We start from the raw sequence: 11,337 nt of genomic DNA on the forward strand, positions 1-11,337 counted from the left end.
GCCGGCAGGTTAAGGTTTTCCGAAGCTTAAGGCTGGTCAGGCCGCCGCGCGCGGCAGCGTCAGCGTCAGCATCAACCCGCCCATGGGAGAGTCGCCCAGCGCGAGAGACCCTCGATAGGCGCGCGCCAGCTCGTCCACGATCGAGAGGCCGAGGCCGGACCCCGGCGCGCTCTCGTCCAGTCGCATGCCCCGCTTCAGCACTTCTTCGCGCCGGTCCGGCGGCAGGCCGGGGCCGTCGTCCTCGATGGTCAGGATCAGGCGCTCGTCGTCCTGCGGCGCGGCGCGGACGCGGACCTTGCCCTTGCACCACTTCCCGGCGTTCTCCATCCCGTTGCCGGCGATCTCCATGAAGTCCTGCCGCTCGCCCAGGAAGAACAGGTCGTCTGGGGCGTCCCAGTCGATCTGCACGCCCTTGTCTCGGAAGATCCGCTCCAGGGTCCGGGCCAGTTCGTCCAGCACCTCCGAAACGTCCGTGCGCTCGCCCGGCCCTTGCGTCCGCGCCGCCGCCCGCGCCCGGCGCAGGTGGTGGTCCACCTGCTGGCGCATCGCCTCGGTCTGGCGGGTCACCACCTCCGCCAAGGCGCCGGGGCGCTGCTCGGCCTCGGTCATCATCACCGAGATCGGCGTCTTCAGGGCGTGCGCCAGGTTGCCCACGTGGGTCCTCTGCCGCTCGACCGTTTCCGCGTTGTGCTGGACCAGCGCGTTCAGCTCCTCCGTCAGCGGCTGCAGTTCGGTGGGATAGTCGCCCTTCACCCGTTCGGCCTTGCCGCGGCGGACGTCGGCCACCTCGCGGCGCAGGCGGTAGACGGGGCGCAGGCCCACCCGCACCTGGATGACGATGGCGCCGATCAGGCCGGCGCTCAGCAGGGCGAAGGCCGCCGCCGTCGTCGCCATGAAATTGCGCACGTCGCGGTCGATCGGCCGCCGATCCTCGGCGGCCATGAAGATCACCGGCCTCTCGTGGCCGTAGAAGGTGGTCCAGCGGGCCAGCACGCGCACCCGTTCGCCGGGCTGAGGGCCCTCGCTGTCGTAGGCGACGGGCTGGCCGGGGACGGCCTGCAGGCGGCTGACGACGTCGGGCGGCAGCGCGAGTTCGCTGTCGAACAGCGAGCGCGAGGTCAGCCCCTCGATGGGCCGCGCGCTGCCGTCCGGCAGCACCTGGGCGATCTGCCAGTAGCGGCCCGACAGAGCCCGGAGCGCCCGAGGATCGGTCAGCGCCGGCGCCACCACCTGGCCGTTCTCGATGGTCGAGCCCGCGATCAGGTTGTCGATCAGGTCGGACAGGCTGGCGTCGAAGCGGCGCAGCGACGCCTGCTGGAACAGCAGCGCCAGGACCACGGCGACGATCACGAGGGCCGCGAAGCTCCAGCCCAGCGCGAGCAGCACCAGCCGCCGGGCGAGCGAGGGCCGCCTGAGCGCGGCGGGAAGCGCGCGCCCCAGGTTCAACGCCGGCTCACGCCTTCTCGCCGGCCCCGAGCTCGTCCTCGGGGCAGATCAGGCGATAGCCCAGGCCGCGCACGGTCTCGATTCGGTCGGCGCCGATCTTCTTCCGCACCCGGCCGATGAACACCTCGATGGTGTTGGAGTCGCGGTCGAAGTCCTGGTCGTAAAGGTGCTCGACCAGCTCGGTGCGGCTGATCACCCGGCCCTGGTGCATCATCAGGTAGTGCAGCAGCCGGTATTCCAGCGAGGTGAGCCGGAGCGGCTCGCCGTTGACGCTGGCCCGCGCCGCGCGCGGATCGAGCCTCAGGCCGCCGCACGACAGGTTCGGCGTAGCGTGTCCGGCCGAGCGCCGCAGCAGGGCGCGCAGCCGCGCCAGCAGCTCCTCGGTGTGGAAGGGCTTGGTCAGGTAGTCGTCGGCGCCGGCGTCGAAGCCCGCGACCTTCTCGCTCCACGCGCCGCGGGCGGTGAGGATCAGCACCGGCGTCGCCATGTTGTCGCGCCGCCAGCGCTCCAGCACCGACACCCCATCCACCTTGGGCAAGCCCAGGTCCAGGATGATGGCGTCGTACGGCTCGGTCTCGCCCAGGAACTGGGCCTCCTCGCCGTCGGGGGCGTGATCCACCGCATAGCCGGCGTCCGTCAGGGCCAGCTTGAGCTGCCGCGACAGGTCCGGATCGTCTTCCACTAGCAGGATGCGCAACGTCCGCGTCCTTCCGTTCTGTTGTCCCTGGGCCCGCTCAGCCGCCTTGGCGGCCGATGATCTGCCCCGACTCGGCGTCCACCACGAAGACCACCACGCGTCCGTTTTCGAGCTGCCATTGCACGAAATAGGCGGGGCGGCCGCCGGCGTCCCCCTGCATGGTGTTCAGGTGGCGTCCGCCGTTGCGGGAGCCGATCATGCTCAGAACGCGCGAAAGCGGGACCTGGCGTCCCGACCGCACGCCCTCGCGGGCCTGCTCCTGGTCGCCACGGCCCGCGCCGAAGACCGGCCGGCCCATGTCCTGCGCGTGCGTCGCAGCCGGGGCTGCGGCGCCGGCGAGCAGGACGGCTATGGCGAAAAGGCGCTTCATGGGCCCCTGTCTAGCGGTCGAGGACTGAACCTCGGCTGAACGCCACCCTTATCCTAGGTTCGGCGCCGGGGCGAATAGGGCCTGGCCTTGCGCATGTCCTCGGCGAGGATCTCCAGCGCGGGATCGGGCGTGTCGGGCAGCGTCACCACCAGCCGGGCGAACAGGTCGCCGCGGTTCCCCTTGGCGTCCGACAGCCCCCGGCCCTTCAGCCGCAGCTTCGAGCCGGTGTTGGCGCCCTTAGGGATGGTCAGCGTCACCGGGCCGTCCGGCGTCGGCGCCTCGACCTTGCCGCCCAGGACCGCATCGTACAGCGTCACGGGCACGTCCATGACCAGCACCTCGCCTTCCCGGCGGAAGATCGGGTGCGGCGCGATCGACAACTCGATGAAGGCGTCGCCGGCGCCCGAGCGGCCGGGCGCGCCCTGGCCCTTCAGCCGCAGCGTCTGGCCCTCCTGGGCGCCCTTCGGAATGCTGACGTCGATGGTGCGGCCGTCCGAGAAGGCGATCCGGCGCTTGCCGCCGCGGATGGCGTCCTCCAGGTCGATCTCCAGCTTGGCGCGCACGTCGGCGCCGCGCTGCGAAAAGCCGCCGAAGCCGCCGCCCCGACCTCCATCCGGGCCTCCGCCGCGGCCGCCGCGCGCGCCGCCGAACATCTCGCCCAGGATGTCGCCCAGGTCGACGTCCTCGAACGTCTCGCTGCGATAGCCGCCGCGCCGCTGGCCGCCGAAGCCTCCGCCGGGCGGTGCGCCCCAGGGGCCGCCGGCGCCTGCGCCGCCGAAGCCGCGGAAGGTCTCGCGCCCGTCCGCGTCGATCTCGCCGGCGTCGAACTTCTTCTTCTTCTCGGCGTCGCCCAGGATGTCGAAGGCGGCGCTCACGCGCTTGAACCGCTCCTCGGCTTCCTTGTTGTCCGGATTGGTGTCGGGGTGGTTCGCCTTGGCCAGCTTGCGAAAGGCCTTGCGGATTTCGTCCGCCGAAGCGCTCCGGGATACGCCCAGTTCCTGATAGGGATCGCGCGCCAAGCTGTAAGAACCTCTTCCTCGAAAAACCCTCTAACGAGTGCGCCTTCTAGATTGGCCGCGCTCCGCCGTCACGCAACCCCGCATGTGATAATTTTGCCACAGGGACCGCCGGGGCCGGTCGCGCTAGGGACAGGCCATGGCCGACAAGCCCGCCTGGACCCGCTTCTTCTCCTTCCGCGGCCGCTCTGCGCGTCGCGAATACTGGCGCATCATCCTGGCCCTGCTGGTGCTCGGCGTCCTGCTGCAGCTCGTGGCCGCCATCCCGGGCGCCATCCTGATCGCCCTGCCCATCAGCATCGCCGGCAACATCGCCCAGTGGGCCGTGATCGCGCGCCGGCTCCACGACCTCGGCCGCTCGGGCTGGTGGCAGGCGCCGGCCATGCTGCTGGGCTCCATCGCCCTCGTCCGCGCCGTGACGCTCGGCCAGGCCGGCGCCGAGCTGCACCCCAACCTCTCGGCCGCCATCGGCGGGGCCATGCTGCTGACCATGGTCTTCTTCATCGTCATCGGCTCGGTCCGCGGCGACCCCGGGCCCAACCGCTTCGGCGAATCGCCCCGCTAATCGTCGCCGCGCTCGACCACCAGGTCCCAGGCGGCGAAGTCCAGCGCGTCCTCGGCGTCGGCCAGCGCCGTCTCGCTGATCGTCTGCCCGCGCACCGAGATGCCGGCCCGGTGCACGCTCTCCGGGTCGCCCGAGATCAGCGGATGCCACTCCGCCAGCTCGCGCCCCTCGTGCAGCCGCCGGTACGCGCAGCTCTTCGGCATCCACTCCAGCGCCTCGATGTTGTGCGGCGTCAGCTTGATGCAGTCGGGCACGTACTGCTTGCGGTTGGCGTAGTCGCTGCACCGGCAGACCTCGGCGTCGAACAGCTTGCAGTGCACCCGCGTCGGGATGACCTCGCCGGTCTCCTCGTCCTCGAACCGCACCAGACAGCACAGGCCGCACCCGTCGCAGAGGCTCTCCCACTCCGCCACGGTCATCTGCTCGAGGCTCTTGCGCCGCCAGAAGGGTTCACCCGCCATCGCGCCCATGTAGGCCTGTGCGCCCCCCGACGCGAGAGCGACCTTTCGCGCACGCCCTCGAACCTCTATCTCCCGGCCCCCATGAGAGCGCCCATCCTCGCCCTGAAGGACGTCCGGCTGGCCGACGGCCCGCGCATGCTGTTCGACGGCGTCGACCTTGGGCTGGAGCCGCGGGTGCGCGCCTGCCTGGTCGGCCGCAACGGCGCCGGCAAGTCCACCCTGATGCGGATCATCGCCGGCCAGATCGAGGCCGACAGCGGCGAGCGGGTGATCACGCCCGGCGTGCGGGTCTCGATGGTCCTGCAGGAGCCGGAGATCTCGGGCGGCACGCTGCTCGACTACGCCACCGCCGGCGGCGCCCCCGCCCACCGCGCCGAAGCCGAGCTCGAAGCCTTCGGCCTTGACCCGCGCAAGGCCGCGACCGGCCTCTCCGGCGGCGAGACCCGCCGCGCGGCGCTGGCCCGCGCCTTCGCCGAGGACCCGGACGTCCTGCTGCTGGACGAGCCCACCAACCACCTCGACATCCTGGCCATCGACACCCTGGAGCAGGCCATCGCCGAGAGCCGCGCGGCCATGCTGATCGTCAGCCACGACCGCGCCTTCCTGGAGCGCGTCACCGGCCGCTGCTTCTGGCTGGAGCACCGCCAGGTCCGCCGCCTCGACCGCGGCTTCGCCGAGTTCGACGCCTGGGTCGAGAAGATCGAGGCGCAGCAGGCCGAGGAGGCCCGCCGCCTCGACAAGGCCATCGAGCGCGAGCAGCACTGGCTGGCCCGCGGCGTCACCGCCCGCCGGGCCCGCAACGAGGGCCGCCGGCGCCGGCTGATCGCAATGCGCCAGGAGAAGTCCGAGCGCCTGAAGGAAGCCCGCGGCAGCCTCAACATGGGCCTCGCCAGTTCGGGCGTCTCGGGTCAGCGGGTGGTCGAGGCCAAGGGCCTCTCCAAGGCCTTCGGCGACCGGGTCATCCTGAAGGGCTTCTCCACCCGCATCGTCCGCGGCGACCGCGTCGCCATCGTCGGCCCCAACGGCGCCGGCAAGACCACGCTCGTGAAGCTGCTGCTGGGCGAGATCCCCGCCGACGCCGGCGAGGTGAAGCTCGGCACCAACCTCACCGTCTCCTACATCGACCAGGCCCGCGCCGGGCTGAAGGAGGAGATGACCGTCCGCGACGTGCTCACGCCGAACGGCGGCGACCAGGTGATGGTCCGCGGGCAGCCGAAGCACGTGAACGCCTACGCCAAGGACTTCCTGTTCACCGACCTGCAGCTCCGCCAGCCGGTCCGCAGCCTGTCGGGCGGCGAGCGCAACCGCCTGCTGCTGGCCCAGGCGCTGGCCAACCCCGCCAACGTCATGGTTCTGGACGAGCCGACCAACGACCTGGACATGGACACCCTCGACCTGCTCGAGGACCTGCTGGCCGACTACGACGGCACGCTCATCCTGGTCAGCCACGACCGCGACTTCATCGACCGCCTGGCGACCTCCACCATCGGCCTCGACGGGAGCGGCCGCGTCGTCGAGACGCCCGGCGGCTGGCAGGACTTCATGAGCCAGAACCCAGGCTTCTTCGGACGGGTCGCGCCGCCGCCCCCGCCCAAGTCCGAGAAGCCCGCCCCGGCCGCGCCGCGCCCGGCCGCCGCGCCCGCCAAGCTCAGCTTCAAGGAGCAGCGGCGGCTCGCCGAGCTGGACGCCCTGATCCACGACATGCCCGGCAAGATCGCCACGCTGGAGACCGCGCTGGCCGACCCCGACCTCTACGCCAAGGACCCGCAGGCGTTCGAACGCTACGGCCGGGCCCTGGAGGCCGCCCGCGCCCAGCTTTCCGCCGCCGAGGAGGAGTGGCTGGCCCTTGAAGAACGCCGTGAGGCGCTCGAAGCCGGCCGCTGACCGTTAGCTGTGGATAAGCCGAGCGCGTTGAAACCGCTCAGGATTCGCCGCGCGATACCCCGGTTGCTAACAGTTTCTTCACGGATTCTTGACGCCTCGCCCACACGGGGGCGGTTTCGGGCGCTTGCCTCATAGCGGGTTCGGGCGCACCGTCAAGTCGCCGAGAGGAACTGCGGCGCGGCGGACCGGAAAAGCTGGCGACAGCGGACCCGGAAAACCGAGCCGGCCCAAGGTGAAGCTGGCGACAGCGGAACCCGAAGCCAAGCCCAAGGCGAAGCTGGAAACAGCCGAACCGGACGGTGAGCGGAGTGTCCTTGCGGAACTTCAAGGAACCGGGGCGACCCGGGACCCGAGGATCCGGAAAGACATCGGCCGTGAGGGAAAACCACGGAAGACCTGCAAGGGCGATCCGGAACCGAACTCACGGACGGCCTCGATGGCGCAGATCCCCCAACGGATCTGGATGAGAGGGCGACGCTCCGGGCGACCGGAGCGCCGCCCTCTTGCATTTTGGGGCCCTTCACAAGCTCCGCCGCTGCGCCCTACCTTCCGGCGCATGAAAGCCTTCCGCGCCATCGCCCTCGCCGCCGCCGCCCTGCTGGCCGCCTGCTCCGGCCCCAAGGAGGACGCCAAGGCCCCGGCGGAAGGCGGCCGCACCGCCATCCGCTTCGCCACCGACTGGCGGGCCCAGGCCGAGCACGGCGGCTTCTACCAGGCCCTGGCCTCGGGCGAGTACGCCCGCCGCGGCCTCGATGTGCAGATCGTCCAGGGCGGTCCCGGCGTGAACGTGCCCCAGTTGCTGGCCGCCGGCGCCGTCGACCTCGGCATGGGGTCCAACAGCTTCATCGTCATGAACCTGGCGAACGAAGGCGTGCCGGTGAAGGCGGTCGCCGCCTTCATGCAGAAGGACCCGCAGGTCCTCATGGCCCACCCGGACACCGGCGCCGAACGCATCGCCGACCTCAAGGGCCGGCCGATCCTGCTCTCCGACGCCTCGGTCTCGGCGTTCTGGGTGTGGCTGAAGGCCAAGTACGGCTTCACCGACGACCAAGTGCGCAAGTACACCTTCAACCCCGCGCCCTTCATCGCCGACAAGCGCGCCGTCCAGCAGGGTTACGTCACCTCCGAGCCCTACACGATCCAGAAGCAGGCCGGCTTCGCACCCAAGGTCTTCCTGCTCGCCGACGAGGGCTACCCCGGCTACGCCACCATGGTCCTGGCCCCCGACGCCCTGATCGCCAGGAACCCGGCCGCCGTGCAGGCCTTCGTGGACGCCACCGCCAAGGGCTGGCGCGACTACCTCTATGGCGACCCGTCCGCCGCCGACGCCCTGATCCGCAAGGACAATCCCGAGATGACCCAGGACGTCCTCGACCAGGCCCGCGAGAAGATGAAGTCCTACCGCATCGTCGAGGGCGACGAGGGCCTGCCTGTCGGCGCCATGACCGACGCCCGCTGGACCGCCTTCGCCGACCTCGCCAAGGCCCAGGGCGTCTATCCCGCGGCCCTCGACCCCAAGCGCGCCTACACCCTCCAGTTCGCGCCGAAGTGAGCGATCTTACCTCCCCCGTTGACGGGGGAGGGGGACCACCCGCCGAAGAGCGGGTGGTGGAGGGGGCGGCCGCCTGCACAGACATGCGATCCTCGATCCTGACCTCGAAACGCGCCAAGGCGCTCCGGCGCGCGATGACCGAGCCCGAGGTCATGCTGTGGTCCCGCCTGAAGAAGCGGCTCGACGATGGCCTCGTCTTCCGTCGGCAACACGCTCTCGGCCCCTACATCCTCGACTTCTTCTGTCCGGCCGTCGGTCTGGCGATAGAGGTGGATGGCGCGATCCATGGTCACGACGCGCAGCTCATCCACGACCAGCGCCGCGATGACTGGCTTCGCAGTCAGGGCGTGACCGTCTACAGGATTCCGGCATCGGGGATTTACGAGGACCTGAACCAGGTGGCGGACGGTGTGCGCAGGCTCGCAGCGGAACTGCTGGTGCGGCCTCCCGCCCCCTCCACCCCCCGCTCTTCGCTGCGCTCGGCGGGCGGTCCCCCTCCCCCGTCGTCTTCGCGACGTGGGAGGTAGAATGGTCGCCGCTCTCAACGCCGTCACCGTCGACTACGCCCGCGGCCGGGCGCTCGGCCCGATCGACCTGGCCATCGGCGACGGCGAGGTCGTGGCCCTTGTCGGCCCGTCCGGCTGCGGCAAGTCCACGGCGCTGCGCCTGCTCGCGGGCCTCGAGGCGCCGACCGGGGGCCAGGTGACCCGCGCCGCCAGCCGCGGCGGGACGGCCGTGGTCTTCCAGGCGCCCACCCTCGCCCCCTGGCTGTCCGCCCGCGCCAACGCCGCCCTGCCGCTGGAACTCGCGGGCGCGCCCGCCGCCGAGGCCCGCCGTCGCGCCGACGCCGCCTTGGCCCGCGTGGGCCTGGCCGGCGCCGAGACCGCCCGCCCCGCCCAGCTCTCCGGCGGCATGGCCATGCGCGTTTCCCTGGCCCGCGCCCTTGTCACCGAGCCTCGGCTGCTGCTGCTGGACGAGCCCTTCGCCGCGCTCGACGAGATCACCCGCCGCGCGCTCGCCGACGACGTCCTGGCGCTCTGGGCGGCGACGAAGCCCGCCATCGTCTTCGTCACCCACAATGTGGAGGAAGCGGTCTACATGGCTTCCCGCGTCGTGGTGATGACCCGCGGCCCGGGCCGCATCGCCGCCGAATTCACCGTCGACGGGCCCCTGCCCCGCCCGGCCCATTTCCGCACCACGCCCGCCTTCCGCCAGACCGCCGAGGCGGTCTCCGCCGCCCTCGCCGAAGGGATCGCGGCGTGAAGCGGCTCGCCTACGCCCTTGCCCCGCTGGTCTCCACCGCCGTGCTGCTGGCGGCCTGGGAGATCGCCTGCCGCGCGCTGGAGGTTCCCGCCTACTTCCTGCCCGCGCCGTCCACGGTCGCCGTCTCGCTCGCCGACAACTTCCCCACGCTCGTCGCCGCTGCCTGGCGCACCCTTTCCACCGCCCTGCTGGCCCTGATGGTCGCCAGCCTCCTTGCCCAGGCGCTGGCGATCCTCACGGCGCTCAGCCCCTGGCTGGACCGCGCCATCCGCCCGCTCGCGTCGGTGGTTCAGGTCACCCCGGTGATCGCGCTCGCCCCGCTGCTGCTCATCTGGGCGGGCCTCGACCATCCCGAGCGCGCGCTGGTCGCCATGGCGGTGGTCGTCGCCTTCTTCCCGATCTTCTCCGGCGCGGTCGCCGGCCTGCGCGCCGCCGACCCTGATCTCGAGCGTCTCTTCGATCTTTACGGCGCCCGCCCGTGGCAGCGGGTCCTTCGCCTGCGGCTGCCGGCCGCCGTGCCGTTCCTGCTCGAAGGTCACAAGGTCGGCGCGGGCCTCGCCCTGATCGGCGCGGTGGTGGCCGAGTTCGGCGCCGGCTCCGGCGGCGTCAGCGGCCTGGCGTGGCAGATCCAGGACGCCGGCAACAAGCTGCAGACCGCCCGCATGATCGCGGCCCTCGTCGTCCTGGGCGCCATGGGCGTGGCGCTTCACGCCGCCCTCGAGAGGCTGGAGCGCGCCGGGCTGAAGTGGTGGCGGGGGCGCTAGGCTAGCGCGACGCCTGGTCGACCGGCTTCAGGTCGTAGCGCACCGGCACCCGGACTTTGGAGCCCACGATCGGCAGGCCTTCCGCCGACCACGGCTCGACCTTGAACTTCGGCGCCAGTGCCAGCACGCCCGGGCCGAAGCCCTGGCCCGCCGGCTCCTCCTTGTCGACGGCGCATCCGCTCAGCGACCCGCCCGCCTGCACGTCACAGACCAGCACCACGCGGATCGCGTTCGGGCCGTTCTCATGCTTAGGGATGGTCGCCTGGAAATCGGCCGCCTGGGGCATCGCGGCCCACTTGGGCGTGCGCGCCGTGAAGTCCGCCTTCAGCAGGTCGGCCGAGAAGTTCACCGGGACCTTCACTTCCGCGCCGGTTCGCACGCCGGCCACGCGCATGCCGCGGGCAAGTTGCCGCGCCGCCTGTCCGAAGCCGCGGCCGCGCGGGTTCTCGCCGATCACCGTGCAGTCCTTCAGCGCGCCGCCGGGCGCCGCCGTGCAGCTCAGGTCCACCGCGCCGGACAGGCCCTCGGCCTTCGCCTTCGCCGGAAACGCCGCCGCCACCTCTTCCCGGCTGGGCGCCTCCACGAAGGTCGCCGCGACCTGGGCGGCGGCCTGGCCGGCCGCGAGCGCCACGCCGGCGCCGATCAGGGTGAGCAGGGTTGCGCGCATGCTGAGTTCCTCCAACGACGCTAGAATGGCGCCGCTCCGGAGGTTGCGGAAGAACGAAAGTTCTTGACTTCGGACGGCCTGTATGTTCTCTTTTTGTTCGTGATCAGCGACGCCGACATGCTGGAGGAGATCGACGCCCGCCTCGCGGCGGTGGCCGACGTCCAGTTCGCGCTGATCCAGAAGATCCAGGGGCGCATCGAGGCTTCGGACGATGCCGCCGAGCTCCAGGCTCTGGCCGAGCCGCTCGACCGCTGCGCCCGCTCCATCCGCCTGACCTATGCGCTGCGCGTGAAGCTGCGGAAGGACGTCCGCAGCCTCGACCGTGAGGAGACCCGCCGCGCCGAGGCCGCCCACAGGGAGCGCAGCCAGGATCGCTGGGACGCGGTCCGCCACCGTGTCGAGACCCTCACCTGGCGCGAAGCCGACTGGGAGGACGAAGGCCTGCTGGCCGAGTACGACCGCGTCCTCGACTTCGAAAGCCTCGACGAACGCTTCCTCGACCTCACCGTCGAACAGCAGGCCGACCGCCTCATCGCAAAGCTCGACCTCAGGGCCGAGCCCCCGCCCTCATATCCCGAGGCGGAAGCGGCCGAAGCTCGCCAGAGCTTCCAAAGCTCCGCCTGATCCCAGCGCCGCAGGATCGACCACGAAC

General features: G+C 71.4%; 13 protein-coding genes. 7 read left to right on the forward strand and 6 right to left on the reverse strand.

Annotated features, from left to right (window positions below):
- Positions 1-36: 36 nt before the first annotated feature.
- From ACO2Q0_RS05465 to ACO2Q0_RS05480, 4 genes are read right to left on the reverse strand one after another with little or no spacing between them, the layout of a single operon-like run.
- Positions 37-1,446: a sensor histidine kinase gene (locus ACO2Q0_RS05465; RefSeq protein WP_423350467.1), complete on the reverse strand. Its 1,410-nt coding sequence runs from the start codon at positions 1,444-1,446 to the stop codon at positions 37-39.
- A gap of 7 nt (positions 1,447-1,453) precedes the next feature.
- Entirely contained in the window at positions 1,454-2,143 is a 690-nt protein-coding gene (locus ACO2Q0_RS05470; RefSeq protein ID WP_423350468.1) for a response regulator transcription factor, read from the reverse strand.
- 37 nt (positions 2,144-2,180) lie between these two features.
- The gene (locus ACO2Q0_RS05475) at positions 2,181-2,513 is read right to left on the reverse strand and encodes a PepSY domain-containing protein (protein ID WP_423350469.1); all 333 of its coding nucleotides are present in this window, start codon (positions 2,511-2,513) and stop codon (positions 2,181-2,183) included.
- 53 nt (positions 2,514-2,566) lie between these two features.
- A complete protein-coding gene (locus ACO2Q0_RS05480; protein ID WP_423350470.1) occupies positions 2,567-3,532 on the reverse strand; it encodes a DnaJ C-terminal domain-containing protein in 966 nt (321 codons plus the stop codon).
- A gap of 136 nt (positions 3,533-3,668) precedes the next feature.
- On the opposite strand from ACO2Q0_RS05480, the gene ACO2Q0_RS05485 reads away from it, so the two are divergent.
- A complete protein-coding gene (locus ACO2Q0_RS05485) occupies positions 3,669-4,094 on the forward strand; it encodes a DUF805 domain-containing protein (protein WP_423350471.1) in 426 nt (141 codons plus the stop codon).
- Here ACO2Q0_RS05485 and ACO2Q0_RS05490 read toward each other — a convergent pair.
- On the reverse strand, positions 4,091-4,555 hold the full coding sequence (locus ACO2Q0_RS05490; RefSeq protein WP_423350472.1) for a YcgN family cysteine cluster protein: 465 nt from the start codon (positions 4,553-4,555) through the stop codon (positions 4,091-4,093). The genes ACO2Q0_RS05485 and ACO2Q0_RS05490 overlap by 4 nt on opposite strands.
- 81 nt (positions 4,556-4,636) lie before the next feature.
- Here ACO2Q0_RS05490 and ACO2Q0_RS05495 point away from each other — a divergent pair, with 81 nt between their 5' ends.
- The 5 genes from ACO2Q0_RS05495 (at position 4,637) to ACO2Q0_RS05515 (ending at position 10,018) form a co-directional block, all read left to right on the forward strand.
- Positions 4,637-6,439, forward strand: a complete 1,803-nt coding sequence (locus ACO2Q0_RS05495) for an ABC-F family ATP-binding cassette domain-containing protein (RefSeq protein WP_423350473.1) — start codon at positions 4,637-4,639, stop codon at positions 6,437-6,439.
- 556 nt (positions 6,440-6,995) lie between these two features.
- Complete coding sequence (locus tag ACO2Q0_RS05500; protein WP_423350474.1) at positions 6,996-7,991, forward strand: ABC transporter substrate-binding protein; 996 nt, start codon at positions 6,996-6,998, stop codon at positions 7,989-7,991.
- Positions 7,992-8,074: 83 nt separating this feature from the next.
- Positions 8,075-8,518 (forward strand): endonuclease domain-containing protein, encoded by a 444-nt coding sequence (locus ACO2Q0_RS05505; protein WP_423350475.1) that lies wholly within the window; start codon positions 8,075-8,077, stop codon positions 8,516-8,518.
- 1 nt (position 8,519) lies between these two features.
- Positions 8,520-9,254 carry an ABC transporter ATP-binding protein gene (locus ACO2Q0_RS05510; RefSeq protein WP_423350476.1) on the forward strand — a complete coding sequence of 245 codons (735 nt, stop codon included), beginning with the start codon at positions 8,520-8,522 and terminating at the stop codon, positions 9,252-9,254.
- Positions 9,251-10,018, forward strand: coding sequence for an ABC transporter permease (locus tag ACO2Q0_RS05515; RefSeq protein ID WP_423350477.1), 768 nt, complete (start codon positions 9,251-9,253; stop codon positions 10,016-10,018). The genes ACO2Q0_RS05510 and ACO2Q0_RS05515 overlap by 4 nt, the downstream gene beginning before the upstream one ends.
- A 1-nt stretch (position 10,019) precedes the next feature.
- On the opposite strand, the gene ACO2Q0_RS05520 is transcribed toward ACO2Q0_RS05515, so the two are convergent.
- Positions 10,020-10,685, reverse strand: coding sequence for a TonB family protein (locus ACO2Q0_RS05520; RefSeq protein WP_423350478.1), 666 nt, complete (start codon positions 10,683-10,685; stop codon positions 10,020-10,022).
- A gap of 99 nt (positions 10,686-10,784) precedes the next feature.
- Between ACO2Q0_RS05520 and ACO2Q0_RS05525 the strand changes: the two genes are divergently transcribed.
- Entirely contained in the window at positions 10,785-11,309 is a 525-nt protein-coding gene (locus ACO2Q0_RS05525; RefSeq protein WP_423350479.1) for a hypothetical protein, read from the forward strand.
- The last annotated feature ends 28 nt before the right edge of the window (positions 11,310-11,337 follow it).

The sequence above is a fragment of the Phenylobacterium sp. VNQ135 genome, from assembly GCF_049445735.1.
Lineage (GTDB): Bacteria > Pseudomonadota > Alphaproteobacteria > Caulobacterales > Caulobacteraceae > Phenylobacterium.

Bases quoted from the DNA above. Each gene is read 5' to 3' on its own strand.
- ACO2Q0_RS05500 (WP_423350474.1), top strand. From the start codon at position 6,996: ATGAAAGCCTTCCGCGCCATCGCCCTCGCCGCCGCCGCCCTGCTGGCC.
- ACO2Q0_RS05490 (WP_423350472.1), bottom strand. From the start codon at position 4,555: ATGGCGGGTGAACCCTTCTGGCGGCGCAAGAGCCTCGAGCAGATGACC.
- ACO2Q0_RS05495 (WP_423350473.1), top strand. From the start codon at position 4,637: ATGAGAGCGCCCATCCTCGCCCTGAAGGACGTCCGGCTGGCCGACGGC.
- ACO2Q0_RS05505 (WP_423350475.1), top strand. From the start codon at position 8,075: ATGCGATCCTCGATCCTGACCTCGAAACGCGCCAAGGCGCTCCGGCGC.
- ACO2Q0_RS05475 (WP_423350469.1), bottom strand. From the start codon at position 2,513: ATGAAGCGCCTTTTCGCCATAGCCGTCCTGCTCGCCGGCGCCGCAGCC.
- ACO2Q0_RS05485 (WP_423350471.1), top strand. From the start codon at position 3,669: ATGGCCGACAAGCCCGCCTGGACCCGCTTCTTCTCCTTCCGCGGCCGC.
- ACO2Q0_RS05510 (WP_423350476.1), top strand. From the start codon at position 8,520: ATGGTCGCCGCTCTCAACGCCGTCACCGTCGACTACGCCCGCGGCCGG.
- ACO2Q0_RS05520 (WP_423350478.1), bottom strand. From the start codon at position 10,685: ATGCGCGCAACCCTGCTCACCCTGATCGGCGCCGGCGTGGCGCTCGCG.